The sequence below is a fragment of the Aquincola agrisoli genome (assembly GCF_036621135.1).
Taxonomy (GTDB): domain Bacteria; phylum Pseudomonadota; class Gammaproteobacteria; order Burkholderiales; family Burkholderiaceae_C; genus Aquincola; species Aquincola agrisoli.
Window position 1 is genome coordinate 315,683 of sequence record NZ_JAZIBG010000036.1, and the last position, 20,257, is coordinate 335,939.

A 20,257-nucleotide genomic window follows, 5' to 3' on the forward strand; every position below is an offset into this window, starting at 1 on the left:
GCGGGCGCGCGGCGGCTACATCCGGTTGACCAGGTAGATGCCTGCGAGCACCAGCGCCATGCCGGCGGCGTGGAAGGCCTGGAGCGGTTCGTTCAGCACCAGCCACGCCATGCCGGCCGCGTACAGCGGCCCCAGGTAGATGACCACCGCGACGCGGGCAGCGCCCAGCTCACGCTGCATCACGGAATAGGACAGGTAGGCCGCGAAGCCCGGGATGCCCGCCGCCAGCAGCGCGAGGCCCAGCCCGGCGGCCGTCAACGGCGGGTGCGTGGTGGCCTGGATGATCTCCCACGCGGCGAACGGCACCAGCACGGCCACGCCCCCGGCGCAGATGACCGCGAGCCGCGCCATCGCCGACAGCGGGCTGGACCAGCGCCGCATCAGCACGGAGTAGAGCGTCCACGACAACGTGGCGCCGAAGATCCACGCATCGCCGGGCACGAAGGCCACCTGCCCCAGCGACGACCATTGCCCTTTCAGGATCACGTGGACCACGCCGGCGAGCGAGAGCACCACGCCCACCATCTGCAGCCGGTTGAAGCGCTCCTTCAGCCACAGCGCCGAGACCAGCGCGATCAGCACCGGCGACAGGGCGTAGATCAGCGCGATGTTCACCGCCGCGGTGGTGCGCCCGCCGATGTAGACCCAGGCCCCGCAGATCCACATGCCGAGCGCGCCCAGCACCAGGTAGCGGCGCCAATCGGCCGCGATGTGCGCCCGGTGCTGCAGCAGCTCGCGCCAGGTGGGCACCACGAAGAGCAGCCCCGCCGCGAACCAGCGCAGCAGTGCCAGCAGGTGCGGCTCGATCACGCCCGGCGCGCCGCGCGCGACGAGGTAGTTGACGCTCCAGAAGGCGGGAGTGACGAAGATGAGGAGGAGAGCGAACTGCCGGCGCGCCTGGGGTGACATTCGCGCGATGGTAAGGGCCGCCGCGCGGCGGCGCGGCTCAGGACGGGAACGTCAGCCGGTAGCAGGTGGCGAAGCCTGGCGGCGGCGGCGCCGGGCCAAAGGTGGCGCCGTGCAGGGCCGCCACCTTGGCGACCACGCGGTGCCCCAGGCCGAGGCCCAGCGAAGGGCCGGCATGCCGTGCACCGGCGCCGCCCTCGGCGGGGGCGCCTCCGCTGTCGCACACCTGCAGCCAGCGCGCCCGGGCGTCGAGCTGCACTTCCACCAGCGCGCCGCGCGGCGTGTGGGCCAGGGCGTTGTCGATCAGGTTGCGCAGCGCCAGTTCCAGCAGCAGCGGGTGGCCCGGGAGCGGGAACGGCCCCGCGCTGTCCAGCGCCAGCTCGTGCCCGCTGTCCAGCGCGGCCTGCGCATACTCCGCCACCACCGCACGGCCCAGGGAGTCGAGGTCCACCGGCTGCGCGGCCTCGGCCATCTCGGCCCGGCTGGCCCGCGCCAGCGCGAGCAGCTGCTGCACCACCTGGCCGGCCCGCACCGCATCGTGCTCCAGCCGCTCGAGCGACGCGCGGCGCGCGCCTTCGTCGAGCGGGCCCTGCAGCGAGCGCGCGTGCAGCGCGATCGACGCCAGCGGCGTGCGCAGCTCGTGCGCGAACTCGCTGGCCAGCTGCCGCTCGCGCGTCAGCGCCGCGTGCTGGCGCGCCACCAGCGTGTTGATCGAATCGACCACCACCTTGAACTCCGCATGCGGATGCTGGCGCGACAGCGGCTGCGGCCGGTGGACGTCGAGGCTCAGCACGTCCTGCGACAGGTCGTGCAGCGGCTTCAGCCCGCGACGGATCGCCAGGCCCAGCGCCAGCGCGATCACCGGCAGGACCCACAGCCCCGGGCTCGCGACCTGCAGCGCGATGTCCCACGCGAGGTCGTCGCGCTCCTCGATGCTCAGCATCACCATGATCTTGCGGTCCTGCGCCGGCCCGGCCCAGCGCGAGAAGGTGCGCCAGGCGGCGGGCGGATCGCCCAGCCACAGGTCGGCGAAGCCGGTCTCGCGGTCGAACGCCGGCAGCGGCGCGCCGCCGGTGCGTGTCAGCAGGCGGCCCTCCCCGTCCCACACCACGACGCTCATCGACTGCTGGTAGTCGTGGCTCTTCAGCGCCGGCCCGACGGCCTGCGCCGCGTCGAGCGCGTGCTGCGGATCGAAGCGCCCGTCGCGCAGCGCCGCCTGCAATGCGGCCACGCTGGCGAGGTGGCCGTCGGTCAGCTCGTCGGCTTCGTGCACGCCGGTGGTGAAGCCGACGACGATGAAGCTCGCCCACACCAGCGCCAGCGCGCCCAGCGTCCACGCCAGCAGGTGGCGCAGCAGCGTGCGAGGCGCCTCCTTGGGCATCGCCTCGGCCTTCATGCCGCGGGATCGGACGGCACGAAGTAGCCGACGCCCCGCATCGTGCGGATGACGCCCTCCCCGAGCTTGCGGCGCAGGTGGTGCACGTGCACCTCGATCGCATTGCTTTCGAGCGCCCCGTCGAAGGTGTAGAGCTGCGACTCGATCTGCGTGCGCGACAGCACGCGCGGCCGCGCCTCCACCAGCGCCAGCAGCACCGCGAACTCGCGCGCCGACAGCTCCACCGGCCGGCCGCCACGCAGCACGGTGCGGGCCGCCGGGTCGATCGCCAGCTCGCCGCAGCGCAGCAGCGGCTGCGCGCGGCCCGCGGCGCGGCGGCGCAGCGCCCGCATGCGCGCGGCCAGTTCGTCGGCATGGAAGGGCTTGATGACGTAGTCGTCCGCGCCGAGGTCGAGCCCCGCGATGCGCGAGGTGATCTCGTCGCGGGCGGTCATGATCAGCACGGGCATCGCGGCGTCGGGCAGCCTGCCGGCGGGGCTGGCACGCACGCGGCGCAGCAGCTCGGTGCCGTCGCCGTCGGCAAGGCCCAGGTCGAGCAGCAGGAGCTCGAACGGCTCGGCCTGCAGCAGGCGCCAGGCGCCGGCGACCGTGGCCGCCGCCTCCACCGCATGGCCATGCTGCCGCAGCGCCGCTGCCAGCCCGGCGGCAATGCCCTCGTCGTCCTCGGCCACCAGTACGCGCATGGCCGGCATTGTGGCGCCGGCTTAAGGCGGATTTAAGCCGCGCTGCCTATCGTGCGCCGCGTGCCCTATCCCAGCCCCCCACCCTGCCCGCCCTCCTGTTCCGTGCCCCGCCTCGCCGCCCTGCCGCGGCCGGCCGCCCGTTCGCCCATCGTCCTGCTCGGCTGGACCGCGCTGGCCCTGGCCGGGGTGCTGGCCTGGGACGCGAGCGCCCTCGACCTCGCCGCCGCCCGGTGGTTCGGCGACCAGCATGGATTCCCGCTGCGCGACCACTGGCTGCTGTCGGCCGTGCTGCACGAAGGTGGCCGGGCGGCCGCCTGGCTGCTCGCCCTTGGGCTGTGCGTCGGCGCGTGGTGGCCCGTCGGGCCGCTGCGGCGGATCGGCATGGCGCGCCGGCTGCAGCTGGCCGGGAGCACCCTGGCCGCGGTGCTGGCGGTATCGCTGATGAAGGGTTTCAGCCTGACCAGCTGCCCCTGGGAGCTGGACGTGTTCGGCCGCACGGCCCACCTGGTCTCGCACTGGGCCTGGCTGCACGGCCCCGACGGCGGCAGCGGCCACTGCTTTCCGGCCGGGCATGCGTCGGCGGGCTTTGCGTTCCTGGGCGGGTTCTTCGCGTTCCGGACCGAAGCGCCCCACATCGCACGGCGCTGGCTCGCCGCGGCGCTGGCGGCAGGCTTCGTGTTCGGCGCCGCGCAGCAGGCACGCGGCGCGCACTTCATGAGCCACACCCTCTGGACGGCCTGGCTGTGCTGGAGCGTGGCGCTGGCGATCGACCTCGCCGTCCGCCGTCGCATGCCGGCGCCCCTTGCGAGGGAATCCACATGACGCTGCTGTCCCTGCCGCTGCGCCGGGCCTGGCTCGGCCTGCGCCCCGTCGCAGACGCCGGCACGCCGGCGCCGCCGCGCGCCCACTCGCCGGCGCTGGCCGTCTCCCTGAGCAGCCTGTGGATGGCGACGGCCGGCAACCTCGCGCTGTGGCACGAGATGTCGGCGCTCGGCATGCTGGGCGGCCTGCGCGGCGTGCTGCTCGGCATCGGCACCGCCCTCGTCATCGCCGCGCTGGCCACGGCCTTGTGCAGCCTGCTGGCATGGCGGTGGACCTTGAAGCCGGCACTGGCGCTGCTGCTGGTCGCCGCCGCCGGGGGCACGCATTTCATGCTGGCCTACGGCATCGTGATCGACCCGTCGATGCTCACCAACGTACTGCAGACCGACACGCGCGAAGCCGCCGACCTGATGAGCCTGCGCCTGGCCGCGACCCTGCTGCTGATCGGCGTGCTGCCGGCCGTGCTGGTGTGGCGCCTGCCGCTGCGCTACGGCAGCGCGCCGCGGCGCCTGCTGGGCAACCTGGGGATGCTGCTCGGCGGCATCGCGGTGGCGGTGGCGCTGCTGTTGGCCTGCTTCCAGCCGCTGTCGTCGATGCTGCGCAACCACAAGCAGGTGCGCTACCTCGTCAACCCGCTCAACACCGTCTGGGCCGCCACCGATGCGGTGGCCAAGCCGCTGCGCCGCGACGGCGGCGTGCTCGAGCCGATCGGCCAGGATGCGCGGCTCGGCAGCAGCTACGCGGGCCAGGCCAAGCCGCCGCTGGTGGTGCTGGTGCTGGGCGAAACGGGCCGCAGCGGCAATTTCGGCCTCAACGGCTACGGCCGCGACACCACGCCGGAGCTGGCCAGAGAGCACGTGGCCAGCCTGCGCAACGTGTGGTCGTGCGGCACGAGCACTGCGGCCTCGGTGCCCTGCATGTTCTCGCACCTCGGCCGCGAGGGCTTCGACGCCCGGCCGCACGACTACGAGGGCCTGCTCGACGTGCTGCAGCGTGCCGGCCTCGCCGTGTTGTGGGTCGACAACCAGTCGGGCTGCAAGGGCGTGTGCAGCCGGGTGCCGAACGTCGACACTTCCAAGCTGCAGGATCCCGCGTTGTGCCCCGGCGGCGCCTGCCTCGACATGGTGATGCTCCAAGGCCTGGACGAGCGCATCGCGGCCCTGCCGGCCGAGCGGCGCGCCCGGGGCGTCGTGGTCGTGCTGCACCAGATGGGCAGCCACGGGCCGGCCTACGGCAAGCGCTCGCCCGCGGCGTTCAAGCGCTTCCAGCCCGAGTGCGAGACCGCGTCGCTGCAGGCCTGCAGCCAGGAGCAGCTCGTCAATGCCTACGACAACAGCATCGCCTACACCGACCACTTCCTCGCCTCGACGATCCGCTGGCTGAAGGCCCGCGGCGACCGTGCCAGCACGGCGATGGTCTACCTGGCCGACCACGGCGAATCACTGGGCGAGAACAACCTCTACCTGCACGGCCTGCCCTACGCCCTGGCGCCCGACGTGCAGAAGCGGGTGCCGTGGATCACCTGGCTGTCGCCGGCCTACGAGCGGCGCGCGGGGATCAGCACCGCCTGCCTGCAGCGCGGCGCGGACGAGCGGCGCTCGCATGACCACTGGTTCCATTCGGTGCTGGGCCTGCTGGACGTGCGCACCGCGGTCTACCAGCCGGCGCTGGACCTCTACGCGGCCTGCGGCGCAGGCTGAGCGAGGCCCGTCCGGCCCCCCGCGGGTGCGCCGGACGCGGGCATCAACGCGCCGCCTGGGGTGCCGGCGCTTCGGTCCAGCCGCCGCCGAGGACCTGGTACAGCGTGACCTGGTTCTGCAGCTGCGCCAGCCGGGTCTGCAGCGCGGCCTGCTGCACGGTGAACAGCGAGCGCTGCGCATCCAGCAGGTCGAGGTAGCTCGCCACGCCGTTGCGGTAGCGCAGGTCCGACAGACGGAAGCGCGCGTTCTCGGCATCGGCCTGCGCCTGCTGGGAGCGCAGCTGCTCGCCCAGCGTGGCGCGGCCGGCCAGCGCGTCGGCCACCTCGCGGAACGCCGTCTGCACCGCCTTCTCGTACTGCGCCAGCGCGATGTCGCGGTTGGCGTTCGCCACGTCCAGGTTGGCCCGGTTGCGGCCGGCGTCGAAGATCGGCAGCGTGATCTGCGGCATGAAGGTCCACGCGCCCGACCCGTCCTTGAACAGGCCCGACAGCTCGTTGCTCGCGGTGCCGGCCGAGCCGGTCAGCGTGATGCGCGGAAAGAACGCCGCCTTGGCCGCGCCGATGTTGGCGTTGGCCGAGACGAGCAGCTGCTCCGACTGCCGCAGGTCCGGGCGCCGCGCGAGCAGATCGGCCGGCAGTCCGGCGGGCACGTCGTCGACCAGCCGGGTCTGCGCGAGCGGCGCGACCGGGGGCAGGTCGGCGGGCAGCGGCTGGCCGACCAGCAGCACCAGCGCGTTTTCGTCGAGCTCCCGCTGGCGCTGCTGCTGCGCCAGCGTGGTGCGGGCCGCTTCCATCAGCGAACGGGCGAGCTGCAGGTCGAGCTCGGAGGCCACGCCGTTGTCGAAGCGCAGCTGCGCGAGCTTCAGCGAATCTTCACGCGTGGCCAGCGTCTGGCGCGTCAGCGCGAGCAGCTCCTCGTCCGCCTGGATGGCGAGCGCCGCGCGCGCGACCGAGCCGACGAGGCTGATCTGCGCCGCCTTGCGGCCTTCCTCGGTCGCGAGGTACTGGCCCAGCGCGGCATCCGACAGGCTGCGCACGCGGCCGAAGAGGTCGAGTTCGTACGAGGTGACGCCCAGGCCCACCGAGTAGAGGCTGGTCTGGTCGCCCTGCGCGTTGGGCTCCCGCGTCAGGCTGGCCACGCCGCTGACGGAGGGCAGCCGGTCGGCGCGCTGCACCTGGTATTGCGCCCGCGTGCGCTCGATGTTGAGCACCGCGACGCGGAGGTCTCGGTTGTTCTGCAGCGCGAGCTCGATCAGCCGCCGGATGCGGGCGTCCTCGAAGAAGCGCTGCCATTCGATGTCCGCGGCCGGCGTGCCGCCGATCGCACCGGCCACCGTGGCCGGGTAGGTGGGCGACACCGGCGCCGCCGGCCGCTCGTAGTGCGGGGCCATCGATCCGCAGGCGGCCAGCAGGGCGGCCGCGGCCAGCACGGTCAGGCGGGAAGTGAGGTTCATGGCGATCGCTTTCACGGGCGGCCCTCCGGCGCGAGGTCGGACGAGGGCGGGGGCAGCGTGTCCTGGTCGAGTTCGTGCGCATACATGCGCCGCTGGCGCTCGCTGCCCTTGAACAGGCCGCGCACCACCACGAAGAACAGCGGCACGAAGAACACAGCCAGCGCCGTGGCCGCGATCATCCCGCCCATCACGCCGGTGCCGATCGCGCGCTGGCTCGCCGAGCCCGCGCCCGAGGCGATCACCAGCGGCAGCACGCCGAGGATGAAGGCCAGCGAGGTCATGATGATCGGGCGGAACCGCAGGTGCGCAGCCTCCAGCGCCGATTCGACGACGCCCTTGCCCTGCGCCTGCAGGTCCTTCGCGAACTCGATGATCAGGATGGCGTTCTTCGCCGCCAGCCCGATCACCGTGATCAGGCCGACCTTGAAGTACACGTCGTTCGGGTAGTCGCGCAGGAACACCGCGGCCAGCGCCCCCAGGACGCCCAGCGGCACCACCAGCAGCACCGAGGCCGGGATCGACCAGCTCTCATACAGCGCGGCAAGCGCGAGGAACACCGCCAGCAGCGAGAACGCGAACAGGATGGTCGCGGTCGAGCCCGAGAGCTTCTCCTCGCGCGACTGGCCCGTCCACTCGAAGCCGAAGCCGGCCGGTAGCTGCGACGCGAGCCGCTCCATCTCCTCCATCGCCTGGCCCGTGCTGACGCCCGGGGCCGGTTCGCCGGCCAGGCGCATCGTCGGGTAGCCGTTGTAGCGCACGGTCTGCATCGGGCCGGTGATCCATCGCGTGGTGGCGAAGGCCGACAGCGGCACCGGCTGGCCCCTCGCGTTGGACGCATTGAGGTTCAGCAGGTCGTCCGGCTGCATGCGGCGCGGCGCGTCGGCCTGCACGATCACGCGCTGCAGGCGGCCCTGGTTCGGGAAGTCGTTGACGTAGCTCGAACCGAGCGAGGTCGACAGCGCCGAGTTGATCGCGTCGAAGCTCACGCCCAGCGCGTTGGCCTTGTCGCGGTCGATGTCGATCTGCAGCTGCGGCGCATCTTCCAGGCCGTCGGGCCGCATGTTGGCGAGCAGCTTGCTGCCGTGCGCCATGCCCAGGATCTGGTTGCGCGCGGCCAGCAGCGCCGCATGGCCGTTGCCGGCGCGGTCCTGCAGGCGGAAGTTGAAGCCGGTGCCGGTGCCCAGCTCGGGGATCGGCGGCGGGCTCAGCGGGTAGATGAAGGCATCGCGGATGCCCATCAGCGCGCCGAAGGCCCGCCCGGCCACGCCGGCGGCGCTGTGCGCCTGGCCTTCGCGTTCATGCCAGTCCTTCAGCACCACGAACGCGAGCGCGGCGTTCTGGCCCGTGCCCGAGAAGCTGAAGCCCAGCACGCTGACCATGCTGTCCACCTCCGGCTGCTTGAGGATGTAGTCCTCGACCTGCTTCATCACGTCGAGCGTGCGGTTCTGCGCCGCGCCCGGGGGCAGCTGCACGTTGACGATGATGTAGCCCTGGTCCTCGTTGGGCAGGAAGCTGCCCGGCAGCCGGGTGAACATCCAGCCCACGCCGACGACGATCGCGAGGTACACCACCATGAAGCGGCCGCTGCGGCGCAGGATGCGGCTGACCCAGCCCTCGTAGCCCTTGGCGGTGCGCGAGAAGCCGCGGTTGAACCAGCCGAAGAAGCCGCGCTTCTCGTGGTGGTGGCCGGCTTCCACCGGCTTCAGCAGCGTGGCGCACAGCGCCGGCGTGAGCGACAGGGCCAGGAAGGCCGAGAACGCGATCGACGCCACCATCACCGCCGAGAACTGGCGGTAGATGTTGCCCACCGAGCCGGCGAAGAACGCCAGCGGCACGAACACCGAGATCAGCACCACCGTCACGCCGATGATGGCGCCCGAGATCTGGCCCATCGCCTTGCGCGTGGCCTTGCGGGGCGAGAGCCCCTCCTCGCTCATGATGCGCTCGACGTTCTCGACCACGACGATCGCGTCGTCCACCACGATGCCGATCACCAGCACCATGCCGAACATCGTCAGCACGTTGATCGAGAAGCCCAGCGCATAGAGCACGGCGAAGGTGCCCAGCAGCGCCACCGGCACCACGATGGTCGGGATGACCGTGTAGCGCCAGTTCTGCAGGAACAGGAACATCACCAGGAACACCAGCACCACCGCCTCGAACAGCGTGTGCACCACCTGCTCGATCGAGATGCTGACGAAGCGCGAGGTGTCGTACGGGATCTCGTACTCGACGCCCTGCGGGAAGAACTTGGACAGCTCCTCCATGCGCTCGCGCACCGCCTTGGCGGTGGCCATCGCGTTGCCGGTGGGCGAGAGCTGGATGCCGATGCCGGTGGACGGCTGGCCGTTCAGGCGCGCGGAGGTGGCGTAGGCCTGCCCGCCCAGCTCGATGCGTGCGACGTCCTTCAGCCGCACGGACGAGCCGTCGGTGTTGGCACGCAGCACGATGTTGCCGAACTGCTCCACAGTGGAGAGCTGCCCCTCGACGACGACGGTCGCGAAGATCGACTGGCTCGGGATGTTCGGCAGGTCGCCGATCGTGCCGGACGAGACCTGCGCGTTCTGCGCGCGGATCGCGGCGTTGACCTCGGCCGCCGACAGGTTGAAGCCGACGAGCTTGTTCGGATCGATCCAGATCCGCATCGCGCGCTCGGTGCCGAACAGCTGCGCCTGGCCGACGCCGGCCACGCGCTGCAACTCGGGCAGCACGTTGCGCGAGGCGTAGTCGCCCAGCGCCACCGGGTCGTAGCGCGGATCCTTCGACGACAGGATCGTGAACATCAGGAAGTTGTTGCGCGACTTGTCGACGCGCACACCTTGCTGCGTCACGGCCGCGGGCAGCCGCGGCGTCGCGCGCGACAGGCGGTTCTGCACGTCCACCTGCGCCAGCTCCGGATCGGTGCCGGCCTCGAAGGTGATCGTGATCGCGCCCGTGCCGTCGGCCTGCGCGACCGATTCCATGTAGATCAAGCCGGGCGAGCCGTTCATCTCGCGCTCGATGACGCTGAGCACGGACTCCTCGAGCGTCTGCGCCGACGCGCCGGGGTAGGCGGTGTTGATGACGATGGCCGGCGGGGCCACCGTCGGGTACTGCGCGACCGGCAGCTGGGAGATCGCCACGCCGCCCATCACCATGATGAACAGCGCGATCACCCAGGCAAAGATCGGGCGGTCGATGAAAAATTTGGCCATGTAGTGCGCCTTGCTTTTCTAGCGTTCGGGGACGGCGTGCTGTCAGTTGCCGGCAGAAGCGGCCGACGCAGCGGGCGCTGCCGCCGCGGGGGCGGAGGCGCCACCGGCCGGGGCGGAGGCCGCCGAAGCCGGGCCGGCCCACGGCACCGCCTTCACCGGTGCGCCCGGCACCATCATCTTCTGGAAGCCGTCGACGATGACCTGCTCGCCGGGCTTCAGGCCGTCGAGCACCACCCACTGGTTGTTCTGGCCGCTGCCGATCTTGATCTGGCGGGTCACCGGCTTGTTGTCCGCGCCGACCACCAGCACGGTGTCGCCCTGGTTCGAGCGCGTCACCGCCTGCTGCGGCAGCAGGATGGCGTTGTTGACCTGCGCCTGCTCCAACCGCACGCGCACGTACATGCCGGGCAGCAGCAGGCCGTCAGGGTTGGGCACCTCGGCGCGCAGCGTCACCTGGCCCGAGGTGGCATCCACCGTCAGGTCGGAGAACAGCAGCTTGCCCGGGCGGCCGTAGGTGGAGCCGTCTTCCAGCACGACCTGCACGGTGGCCGCATCGGTGCCGGCCTTGGCCAGGCTGCCGGCGGCCATCGCCTTGCGCAGGCGCAGCACCTCGGTGGTCGACTGCGTGAAGTTCACGTACATCGGGTTGATCTGCTGCACCACCGCGAGCGGTGTCGCCTCGCCCTGCCCCACCAGCGCGCCTTCGGTCACGAGCGCGCGGCCGATGCGGCCGGAGATCGGCGCGGTCACCTGGGCATAACCGCGGTTGATGCGCGCCGTCTGCACCGAGGCGCGTGCGGCGGCCAGCTCGGCCTCGGCGGCCTTCTGCGCGGCGACGGCGTTGTCGTAGTCCTGCTTGCTGACGGCGTTGGCCTCCACCAGCGGCTTCAGGCGCTGCGCCTGGGCGCTCGCCTGCACCAGCGTCGACTCGGCACGCGCGACGGACGCCTGGGCGCTGGCCAGCGCGGCCTCGTACGGCGCCGCGTCGATCGTGAACAGCGGCTGCCCGGCCTTGACGTCGCTGCCTTCGCGGAAGAGCCGCTTCTGCAGGATGCCGGCCGCCCGGGCGCGCACCTGCGCGACACGCGAGGCCTCCAGCCGGCCGGGCAGCTCGTTCACCAGCCCGACGGACTGCGGCTGCACCGTGACGACACCGACGGTCGCCGGCGGCATGCCGCCGCCCGCGGGGGCGCCACCGCCCTCTTCCTTCTTGCCGCAAGCCGCCAGCAGCACTGCTGCTGCGGCCAGCGCCACGGCGGCACGCAGGCCGATGCCGTGAGCCGGCGAACGGGAAATTTGAGCAATAGCAGACTCTCGTCGGATCACGATGGACGTCCTTGCAGGTGTTTATTGGAGCGCCGCCTGCGGGTTAACCCGCAAACGCAAGGCGGCGAGTATACATACAGCCTAGAATGTATGGAAGTTGGCCCCATCTGGGCGGGCCCGGGACTCGCAGCCGCACACGATGGTAAGGAAGACGAAAGAGGACGCCCTCATCACCCGCAACAGCATCCTGGATGCTGCCGAGCTGGTGTTTCAGCGCCAAGGCGTGTCGCGGACCTCGCTGCACGACATCGCGCAGGCCGCCGGCGTGACACGCGGCGCCGTGTACTGGCACTTCAAGGACAAGGCCGACGTCTTCATGACGATGATGGACCGCGTCTGCCTGCCCCTGGAGGAAGACACCGGGGAACGCGAGCCGGTGGGCCCGGGCCTGGCCCTGGAGAAGGTGCGCGAGAAGGTGCGCACGGTCTTCCGCCTGGTCAGCGAGGACGAGCGCGCGCGCCGAGTGATCGAGATCGCGACCCAGAAGGTCGAATACGTCGACGAGCTCAGCGCGGTGCGCGACCGCCACTTGCAGTGCCGCGGCGACCATGCCGGCCGGCTCGAGTACCTGATGCAGCAGGCGCAGTTGCACGGTGAGATCGGCCGCGCCGTGTCGCCGGCGCAGATCGCGCTCGGCCTGCACGCGCTGGTCGACGGGCTGCTGCAGAACTGGATCATGGATCCGCAGGCCTTCGACCTCGTCGAGACCGGGATGCTGACGCTGGACACCTACCTGGCGGGCCTCTCCGCGAGCCGCCCGGCGTGAGCGGCGGCCTGTTCGGCGACGCCGGCGGCCTGGCCGCGGCCGAGGTGCCGGCGGAGCTCCATGCGCTGGCGAGCGACCTCGACCGCCGCTTCCGAGGCCGGCTGCACCTGGGCACCTCCTCCTGGAGCTTCCCCGGCTGGAACGGCCTGGTCTGGGGCCGGGCCTACGGCGAATCCACGCTCGCCAAGCGCGGCCTGACCGCCTATGCCCGCCATCCACTGCTGCGCACCGTCAGCCTCGACCGGGCTTTCTACCGGCCGCTCGAGGCGGCCGCCTATACGGGGTTCGCGGCGCAAGTGCCCGAGGGCTTCCGCTTCATCGTGAAGGCCCCCGCGCTGGTGACCGACGCGACCGTGCGCGATCCTGCCAACGGCAAAGCGTTGCGGGCCAATCCGCTGTTCCTCGATCCGCGGGTGGCACTCGCCGAGGCGGTGACGCCCGCCGTGCAGGGCCTGGGACCGGCCTTCGGCGTGCTGGTGTTCCAGCTCTCGCCGTTGCCGCTCGAATGGCTGGCCGACGAGGCTGCCTTCCATGCCCGGCTCGATGCGTTGTGGCGGGCCGTGGTGCCTGCCCTGCCCGCCTCGGCGCGGGCCGCGCTCGAAGTGCGCGACCCCGAGCTGCTGACACCGGCACTGGCCAAGCTGCTCCAGCGGCATGGCGTGCGCTACTGCGCAGGGCTGCACGATCGCATGCCGCCGGTGTCGACGCAGCTGCCGATGCTGCGGGCGATGTGGCCGGGCGACCTGGTGTGCCGCTGGAACCTGCAGCGCGGCCTGCGCTATGCGCAGGCCAAGGGGCTGTGGGAGCCGTTCGACCGCATCCAGGCCCCCGACCTGCCGACGCGCGAGGCGCTCGCCCGCGTGATCGCCGGGACGCTGGCCGCCGGCTTCGATGCCTACGTCGGCATCAACAACAAGGCCGAAGGCTCGGCGCCGTGCTCGGTGATCGAGCTGGCGCGCGAGGTCCTGCGGCAGGCCCCGGCTGATTAGCCGAAGTTCTTCTCGGCGAACGACCAGTTCACCAGCTTGTCGAGGAAGGTCTCGACGAACTTCGGGCGCAGGTTGCGGTAGTCGATGTAGTACGCGTGCTCCCACACGTCGACCGTCAGCAGCGCGGTGTCGGCGGTGGTCAGCGGGGTGCCGGCGGCGCCGGTGTTCACGATGTCGACCGAGCCGTCGGGCTTCTTCACCAGCCAGGTCCAGCCCGAGCCGAAGTTGCCGACCGCGCTCTTGACGAACGCTTCCTTGAACGCGGCGTAGGAGCCCCACTTGGCGTTGATCGCCGCGGCCAGCGCGCCCGACGGCTCACCGCCGCCCTGCGGCTTCATGCAGTTCCAGAAGAAGGTGTGGTTCCAGATCTGGGCCGAGTTGTTGTAGATGCCGCCGGAGGATTTCTTGATGATGTCCTCGAGCGACATGTTCTCGAACTCGGTGCCCTTCTGCAGGTTGTTGAGGTTCACCACGTAGGCGTTGTGATGCTTGCCGTGGTGGTACTCGAGCGTCTCTTGGCTGTAGTGCGGCGCCAGCGCGTCGATCGCGTAAGGCAGGGGGGGCAGCACGTGTTCCATGAAGATGTCCTCGTTGTTGAGCCGGCTCGTGCCGACGGGTTGAGCTAGTGGCGGCGCATTGTAGGCAGCGCCCCGCCGCGCAGGCCGCGGCCAGGTGCCATGGTCACACGAGCGAGTCGGGAGATGCGGGCTGCACCGCTTCGACGACCGCCTGGGCGCTGCCGTCGCGCCATACCGCGGCAATCCGCGCGCCCGGCGCCAGCGTGGCGGCCGAGACGATCGCGCGGCCGTCCTCGCCCGTCACCCAGGCGTAGCCGCGCTGCAGCACACGCCGGGGATCGAGCGCGGTGAGCCGGGCCGAGAGCGTCTGCAAGCGCGTGTCGGCCGAGGCGAGCCGCACCGCCTGGGCCCGCTGCAGCCGGGCCTGCAGCTGCTCCTGCGACTGCACCGCCCGCTGCAGCCACTGCCGCAGCGCCTGCTGCCGGCGTGCGTCGAGCAGTTCGAGGCGCTGCGCGTGCCGCGCCAGGGCCTGGGCCGGCCGCGCCAGCTGCATCGCACGGCGGTCGAGGTGCTGGGCCTGGCTGTCGAGCCGGCGGTGCACCAGCGTGCGCAGACGGTGCGCGATCGCCTCGAGCTGCGCCAGCGACTCGGCCTGCGCAGGCGCGACGAGCTCCGCCGCCGCCGTCGGCGTGGGGGCCCGCAGGTCGGCCGCGAAATCCGCGAGCGTCACGTCGGTCTCGTGCCCGACGCCGCACACCAGCGGGATCGGCGAGGCCGCCACCGCCCGCACGACCTGCTCGTCGTTGAAGGCCCACAGGTCCTCCAGCGAGCCGCCGCCGCGCGCCAGGATCAGCGTGTCGACCTCCGCGCGCTGCGCGGCCCGGCCCAGCGCCGCCACCAGCGCGGCCGGCGCCTCGGCGCCCTGCACCAGGCTCGGGTACACCACCACCTCGACGTGCGGCGCGCGCCGCGCCAGCGCCGTCAGCACGTCGTGCAGCGCCGCGGCCCCCAGCGAGGTGACCACGCCCACGCGCCGCGGGAAGCGCGGCAGCCGCCGCTTGCGCGCCGGGTCGAACAGGCCCAGCGCTTCCAGCCGTGCCTTCAGCCGCAGGAACTGCTCGTACAGCGAACCCGCACCCACCGACTGCATCGCCTCGACGACGAGCTGCAGCTCGCCGCGTGCCTCGTACACCGCCATGCGGCCGCGCAGCTCCACCTCCTGCCCGTCGCGCGGCGTGAAGTCGACCATCGCCGCGACGCGGCGGAACATCGCGCAGCGCAGCGCACCCGCGGCGCCGTCGGCGTCCTTCAGCGTGAAGTAGCAGTGCCCGCTCGGCGCGCGGGTGAAGCCCGACAGCTCTCCCCGCACCGACACCGCGCCGAAACGCGCCGCGAGCGCATCGCCCGCCGCCAGCAGCAGCGCGGCCACGCCCCAGACCTGCCGCGCCGGCGCGGCCCGCGCGGGCGTGTTCATCCGGCAAACGCCCGATCGGCGAGGCCCGAGAACTCCACAACCGCGCCAATGCTGGGCTCGCGGGCCGGTGCACTGGTCACCGTGCTGACATCTTCAGTTAAGTTATTGATTTTCAATGGAATTTTCGTGCTCAAAACTGCAGCAAACTGTGCCGGGCCCAGTGTTTTTGCGCCTTGGCGGGCCGCGGCCTCCAGTTGCCCACAAAGTTATCCACAGCGTTCGTGGATTGAAGGCTTGTCAAGTCCGGCACCCCAAGAACAGGGGGTGCGCCGGTCGGGTTTCGCACGGCACGCGGGTGTCCGGGACGCCCCGCAGGCATGGCCCATAATCCCGCCTCGCTTCACGGCCGGCCCCTGCGGAACCGGCGTCAATCCCCTGGAAGACAGTGATTTCGATCATACAAGCCGCAGGTTGGCCAATCTGGCCGCTGATCGCCTGTTCCGTGGTGGCGCTGGCCCTGGTCATCGAGCGCATCGCCAGCCTGCGGCCGCTGCGCGTCGCGCCCCCCCGCCTGCTCGACGAGGTGCTCACCCTCACCCGCTCCAACCTGCCGGGGCATGACGTGGTGAACAAGCTCGCCGCGAATTCCGCGCTGGGGCAGGTGCTGGCAGCGGGCCTGCGCAGCGTGATCGCCGAGCCGCGCATCACCGAGGAAGCGCTGCGCCAGTCGCTGGAGAATGCCGGCCGCGTGGTGCTGCACCGGCTGGAGCGCTACCTGAACACGCTCGGCACCATCGCCACCGCCGCGCCGCTGCTCGGCCTGCTGGGCACCGTGGTGGGCATGATCGAGATCTTCGGGGCGCAGGCGCCCGGCGCCGGCAACCCGGTGCAGATGGCGCATGGCATCTCGATCGCGCTCTACAACACCGCGTTCGGCCTGATCGTCGCGATCCCCTCGCTGATGTTCTACCGGTACTTCCGCGGCCGCATCGACGAATACGCGATCGACCTCGAGCAGGCGGCCGAGCGCCTGGTGCCGCACCTGATGCGGTTCGCGGTGCGCAGCCCCGCATGAACTTCCGCCGCGCCCGCCGCGAGGAACCGGAGATCAACCTGATCCCGTTCATCGACGTGCTGCTCGTGGTGCTGATCTTCCTGATGCTGTCGACCACGTACTCGAAGTTCACCGAGCTGCAGGTCTCGCTGCCGGTGGCGCAGGCCGAGCCGCTGCGCGACCGGCCCCGGGAGATCGTCGTCACCGTCGCGGCGGACGGGCGGTACGCGCTCGACGGCCAGGCCCTCGACGGACGCAGCGTCGACCTGCTCGCCGCCGCCATGGCCGCGGCCGCCGGCACCGCCGCGGGCGGGCCCGACGGCGGTCCGTCCGTGGTCGTCTCGGCAGACGCGACCGCGGCACACCAGGCCGTGATCAACGTGCTCGACGCGGCGCGGCGCGCCGGCCTGACACGCGTGACCTTCGCGACCCAGGCCGGGACCGACACCGCAGCGCCCGGCCGCTGAGACGGCGCCCCATGGCCGCAGCCCCGTCCTCGCGCATCGCCGCCTGGGTGCAGCGCCAGTGGTGGCGCCGGCCGCCCACGGCGGGCGCGCGGCTGATGCAGCCGCTGTCGTGGCTCTACGCCACCCTGGCCGCGTGGCACCGCCAACACACGCCGGCAGGCCCCGCGCCCGGCGTGCCGGTGGTCGTCGTCGGCAACCTGATCGCCGGCGGCGCGGGCAAGACGCCGACCGTCATCGCCCTCGTGCGCCTGCTGCGCGACGCGGGTTGGACACCGGGCGTGATCTCGCGCGGCTACGGCCGCCAGGCGGCCGGCACGGCCCCGGTGCGCGCCGACCGGCCGGCGGCGGAGACCGGCGACGAGCCGCTGCTGATCCACCTGCGCACCGGCGCGCCGGTCTGGGTGGGGCGCGACCGCGTCGCCGCGCTGCAGGCCTTGCGCCAGGCCCATCCGCAGGTCGACATCGTGGTGTCCGACGACGGGCTGCAGCACCACCGGCTGCCCCGTGATGCGCAGGTGATCGTGTTCGACGAACGCGGCGCCGGCAATGGCCTGCTGCTGCCCGCCGGGCCGCTGCGCGAACCCCTGCCCGGCGAGGTGCCGCCGCGCTCGCTGGTGCTCTACAACGCGGCCGCCGCGAGCACGCCGCTGCCGGGCTGGACCGCGCAGCGCCGGCTGGCGGGGGCCACGGCGCTGGCGGACTGGTGGGCAGGTGCGCCGGCGCAGCCCTGGTCGGCGTTGCTGGGCCGGCCCGTGCTGGCAACGGCCGGGATCGCGGCGCCGGAGCGCTTTTTCACGATGCTGGAGCGGGAGGGCCTGTCGATCCGGCGCCTGCCCCTGCCCGACCACCACGGCTTCGCCGAACTCCCGTGGCCCCCCGGCACGGCCGATGTCGTCCTCACCGAAAAGGACGCGGTGAAGCTGCGCCCCGAGCGCCTCGCGGGCGCCCCGCGCGTGTGGGTCGCCACGCTAGACTTCGAGCCCCCGCCCGGCTTCGCCGCGGCCCTTTCCGCCCTGCTCCCCCCGCCCCCCACGCCATGACGCTCGACCACCGCCTGATCGACCTGCTGGTCTGCCCCGTCTGCAAGGGCCCGCTCGAAATGCTGCGCGACGAAGCGGGCCAGCCCGTCGAGCTCGCCTGCCGCGCGGACCGGCTGGCCTTCCCGGTGCGCGACGGCCTGCCGGTGATGCTCGAAGGCGAGGCGCGGAGCCTCGAATGAGCTTCTCGGTCCTGATCCCGGCGCGGCTGGCATCGACCCGCCTGCCGCGCAAGCCCCTGGCGGACATCCGCGGCGTGCCGATGGTCGTGCACGTGGCCCGGCGCGCCCTGCTGGCCGGCGCCGCCCAGGTGGTCGTCGCGGCGGACGATGCCGAGATCGTCGCGGCCTGCGAGGCGCACGGCATCCGCGCGCTGCTGACCCGCACTGACCACGCCAGCGGCAGCGACAGGCTGGCCGAGGCCTGCGGGCTGCTGGGCCTCGACGGCGACGACATCGTCGTCAACGTGCAGGGCGACGAGCCGCTGATCGACCCGGCGCTGGTCGTCGCCTGCGTCGCGCAGCTGCGCGCGCGCGGCGACTGCGTGATGAGCACGGCCGCGCACCCGATCGACACGCAGGCCGACTTCGCGAACCCCAACGTCGTGAAGGTCGTGCTCGATGCGCAGTCGCGGGCGCTGTACTTCAGCCGCGCACCGCTGCCCTGGTGGCGCGACGGCAGCCAGCCGGGCACGCCGGCGCTGCCCACGCCCGCGCCGCTGCGGCACGTCGGCCTGTACGCCTACCGTGCCGGCTTCCTGCGCCGCTTCCCCACGCTGCCGCCCTCGCCGCTCGAAGGCATCGAGGCGCTGGAGCAGCTGCGGGTGCTGTGGCATGGCGAACGCATCGCCGTGCACTGCAGCGACGCCTTGCCGGCGCCCGGCGTGGACACGCCGGAAGACCTCGAACGCGTGCGCGCGCTCGTCGGCCGCTAGGCCGCGCCGCGTCAGCTTCGCGCAGGGTGTGCGTGTTATCTTCCATCACTGAGGACCGAGGGTAGGAGACCAAGAACCCCGGCGACAGAACACTGCAACACGAGGACACCGATGAGATTGATCCTGCTGGGGGCGCCGGGCGCCGGCAAAGGAACCCAGGCCACCTTCCTGTGCCAGAAGTACGGCATCCCGCAGGTCTCGACCGGCGACATGCTGCGCGCGGCCGTCAAGGCCGGCACGCCGCTCGGCATCGAAGCCAAGAAGGTGATGGACGCCGGCGGCCTCGTCAGCGACGACCTCATCATCGCCCTCGTGAAGGAGCGCATCCAGCAGCCCGACTGCGCCAACGGCTTCCTGTTCGACGGCTTTCCCCGCACCATCCCGCAGGCCGACGCGATGCGCGCCGCTGGCGTCAAGATCGACGCCGTGCTCGAGATCGACGTGCCGCACGAGGCCATCATCGAGCGCATGAGCGGCCGCCGCACCCACCAGCCGTCGGGCCGCACGTACCACGTCAAGTACAACCCGCCCAAGGTCGAAGGCAAGGACGACGTGACCGGCGAAGACCTGGTCCAGCGCGACGACGACAAGGAAGAAACCGTCAAGAAGCGCCTCGACGTGTACCAGAGCCAGACCCGCCCGCTGGTCGACTACTACTCCCAGTGGGCCGCCACCGGCGATCCCCAGGCGCCGCGCTACCGCAAGATCAGCGGCACCGGCAGCGTCGACGAGATCACCGCCCGCGCGCTCCAGGCGCTGGGCTGACGCCCGGCGCGCACGGCACGACGAGCACCGCATGCCGCCCCTGGGCGGCTTTTTACTTTCAGGAGATCGAGATGGAGATCGCGGGCAAGGTATTCATCGTCACCGGCGGCGCATCGGGCCTGGGCGAAGGCACGGCGCGCATGCTGTCGGCCCACGGCGCCAAGGTGGTCATCGCCGACCTGCAGGTCGACAAGGGCGAGGCGCTGGCCGCCGAGCTGGGCGGGGCCTTCGTCAAGTGCGACGTCAGCCAGGAGGCCGACGGCCAGGCCGTCGTGGCCCAGGCCGTCTCGCTGGGCAAGCTGATGGGCCTGGTCAACTGCGCCGGCATCGCGCCGGCCGCCAAGACGGTCGGCAAGGACGGCCCGCACGCGCTGGCCTTGTTCGCCAAGGTGATCAACGTCAACCTGGTCGGCACCTTCAACATGATCCGCCTGGCAGCCGAGGCCATGAGCCGCAACGAGCCCGAGCCGACCGGCGAGCGTGGCGTGCTGATCAGCACCGCCAGCGTCGCCGCCTATGACGGCCAGATCGGGCAGGCGGCCTATTCCGCCAGCAAGGGCGGCGTGGTCGGCATGACGCTGCCCATCGCACGCGACCTGGCGCGCAGCGGCATCCGCAACATGACGATCGCGCCGGGCATCTTCGGCACGCCGATGCTGTTCTCGATGCCGCAGGAGGTGCAGGACGCGCTCGCCGCCAGCGTGCCCTTCCCGTCGCGCCTGGGCACGCCGCAGGACTACGCCAAGCTCGTGCACCAGATCGTCACCAACGACATGCTCAACGGCGAGGTGATCCGCCTCGACGGCGCCATCCGCATGGCGCCGAAGTGAGCG

Annotated in this window: 19 protein-coding genes; 11 read left to right on the forward strand and 8 right to left on the reverse strand. The window is 71.9% G+C overall.

Annotated elements, in window-relative coordinates; all coding sequences use genetic code 11:
• Positions 1-15 precede the first annotated feature (15 nt).
• The 3 genes from V4F39_RS18020 to V4F39_RS18030 are packed head-to-tail and all read right to left on the reverse strand — an operon-like array spanning position 16 to position 2,985.
• Positions 16-909, reverse strand: a complete 894-nt coding sequence (locus V4F39_RS18020; RefSeq protein WP_332291141.1) for a DMT family transporter — start codon at positions 907-909, stop codon at positions 16-18.
• A 37-nt stretch (positions 910-946) separates the two neighbouring features.
• Positions 947-2,302, reverse strand: a complete 1,356-nt coding sequence (locus V4F39_RS18025; protein WP_332291143.1) for a histidine kinase dimerization/phospho-acceptor domain-containing protein — start codon at positions 2,300-2,302, stop codon at positions 947-949.
• Entirely contained in the window at positions 2,299-2,985 is a 687-nt protein-coding gene (locus tag V4F39_RS18030; RefSeq protein ID WP_332291144.1) for a response regulator transcription factor, read from the reverse strand. Before V4F39_RS18030 ends, V4F39_RS18025 begins: the two co-directional genes overlap by 4 nt.
• A gap of 102 nt (positions 2,986-3,087) precedes the next feature.
• Between V4F39_RS18030 and V4F39_RS18035 the strand changes: the two genes are divergently transcribed.
• A complete protein-coding gene (locus V4F39_RS18035; RefSeq protein WP_332291145.1) occupies positions 3,088-3,807 on the forward strand; it encodes a phosphatase PAP2 family protein in 720 nt (239 codons plus the stop codon).
• Positions 3,804-5,507 carry a phosphoethanolamine transferase gene (locus tag V4F39_RS18040; RefSeq protein ID WP_332291146.1) on the forward strand — a complete coding sequence of 568 codons (1,704 nt, stop codon included), beginning with the start codon at positions 3,804-3,806 and terminating at the stop codon, positions 5,505-5,507. The genes V4F39_RS18035 and V4F39_RS18040 overlap by 4 nt, the downstream gene beginning before the upstream one ends.
• 43 nt (positions 5,508-5,550) lie before the next feature.
• On the opposite strand, the gene V4F39_RS18045 is transcribed toward V4F39_RS18040, so the two are convergent.
• From V4F39_RS18045 to V4F39_RS18055, 3 genes are read right to left on the reverse strand one after another with little or no spacing between them, the layout of a single operon-like run.
• Positions 5,551-6,960 (reverse strand): efflux transporter outer membrane subunit, encoded by a 1,410-nt coding sequence (locus V4F39_RS18045; RefSeq protein WP_332291147.1) that lies wholly within the window; start codon positions 6,958-6,960, stop codon positions 5,551-5,553.
• A gap of 11 nt (positions 6,961-6,971) precedes the next feature.
• Positions 6,972-10,154: an efflux RND transporter permease subunit gene (locus V4F39_RS18050; RefSeq protein WP_332291148.1), complete on the reverse strand. Its 3,183-nt coding sequence runs from the start codon at positions 10,152-10,154 to the stop codon at positions 6,972-6,974.
• Between the two features lie 42 nt (positions 10,155-10,196).
• Positions 10,197-11,477, reverse strand: a complete 1,281-nt coding sequence (locus V4F39_RS18055) for an efflux RND transporter periplasmic adaptor subunit (protein ID WP_378235007.1) — start codon at positions 11,475-11,477, stop codon at positions 10,197-10,199.
• A 142-nt stretch (positions 11,478-11,619) separates the two neighbouring features.
• On the opposite strand from V4F39_RS18055, the gene V4F39_RS18060 reads away from it, so the two are divergent.
• Positions 11,620-12,246 carry a TetR family transcriptional regulator gene (locus V4F39_RS18060; RefSeq protein ID WP_332291149.1) on the forward strand — a complete coding sequence of 209 codons (627 nt, stop codon included), beginning with the start codon at positions 11,620-11,622 and terminating at the stop codon, positions 12,244-12,246.
• Positions 12,243-13,235 (forward strand): DUF72 domain-containing protein, encoded by a 993-nt coding sequence (locus V4F39_RS18065; protein WP_332291150.1) that lies wholly within the window; start codon positions 12,243-12,245, stop codon positions 13,233-13,235. The genes V4F39_RS18060 and V4F39_RS18065 overlap by 4 nt, the downstream gene beginning before the upstream one ends.
• Here the strand turns inward: V4F39_RS18065 and V4F39_RS18070 are convergent.
• Positions 13,232-13,813 carry a superoxide dismutase gene (locus V4F39_RS18070; protein ID WP_332291151.1) on the reverse strand — a complete coding sequence of 194 codons (582 nt, stop codon included), beginning with the start codon at positions 13,811-13,813 and terminating at the stop codon, positions 13,232-13,234. The two genes, V4F39_RS18065 and V4F39_RS18070, sit on opposite strands and share 4 nt — an antisense overlap.
• 103 nt (positions 13,814-13,916) lie before the next feature.
• Positions 13,917-15,227 (reverse strand): exodeoxyribonuclease VII large subunit, encoded by a 1,311-nt coding sequence (gene xseA, locus V4F39_RS18075; RefSeq protein WP_332291153.1) that lies wholly within the window; start codon positions 15,225-15,227, stop codon positions 13,917-13,919.
• Between the two features lie 385 nt (positions 15,228-15,612).
• On the opposite strand from xseA, the gene V4F39_RS18080 reads away from it, so the two are divergent.
• From V4F39_RS18080 to V4F39_RS18110, 7 genes are all read left to right on the forward strand, one after another.
• Positions 15,613-16,242, forward strand: coding sequence for a MotA/TolQ/ExbB proton channel family protein (locus V4F39_RS18080; protein ID WP_332291155.1), 630 nt, complete (start codon positions 15,613-15,615; stop codon positions 16,240-16,242).
• The gene (locus V4F39_RS18085) at positions 16,239-16,688 is read left to right on the forward strand and encodes an ExbD/TolR family protein (protein ID WP_332291156.1); all 450 of its coding nucleotides are present in this window, start codon (positions 16,239-16,241) and stop codon (positions 16,686-16,688) included. Before V4F39_RS18080 ends, V4F39_RS18085 begins: the two co-directional genes overlap by 4 nt.
• An 11-nt stretch (positions 16,689-16,699) precedes the next feature.
• On the forward strand, positions 16,700-17,728 hold the full coding sequence (lpxK, locus tag V4F39_RS18090) for a tetraacyldisaccharide 4'-kinase (protein ID WP_332291157.1): 1,029 nt from the start codon (positions 16,700-16,702) through the stop codon (positions 17,726-17,728).
• A complete protein-coding gene (locus V4F39_RS18095; RefSeq protein ID WP_332291158.1) occupies positions 17,725-17,907 on the forward strand; it encodes a Trm112 family protein in 183 nt (60 codons plus the stop codon). The genes lpxK and V4F39_RS18095 overlap by 4 nt, the downstream gene beginning before the upstream one ends.
• Positions 17,904-18,659 (forward strand): 3-deoxy-manno-octulosonate cytidylyltransferase, encoded by a 756-nt coding sequence (gene kdsB, locus V4F39_RS18100; RefSeq protein ID WP_332291159.1) that lies wholly within the window; start codon positions 17,904-17,906, stop codon positions 18,657-18,659. Before V4F39_RS18095 ends, kdsB begins: the two co-directional genes overlap by 4 nt.
• Before the next feature lie 111 nt (positions 18,660-18,770).
• On the forward strand, positions 18,771-19,424 hold the full coding sequence (gene adk, locus V4F39_RS18105; protein WP_332291161.1) for an adenylate kinase: 654 nt from the start codon (positions 18,771-18,773) through the stop codon (positions 19,422-19,424).
• A gap of 71 nt (positions 19,425-19,495) precedes the next feature.
• Complete coding sequence (locus tag V4F39_RS18110) at positions 19,496-20,254, forward strand: 3-hydroxyacyl-CoA dehydrogenase (RefSeq protein WP_332291162.1); 759 nt, start codon at positions 19,496-19,498, stop codon at positions 20,252-20,254.
• The last annotated feature ends 3 nt before the right edge of the window (positions 20,255-20,257 follow it).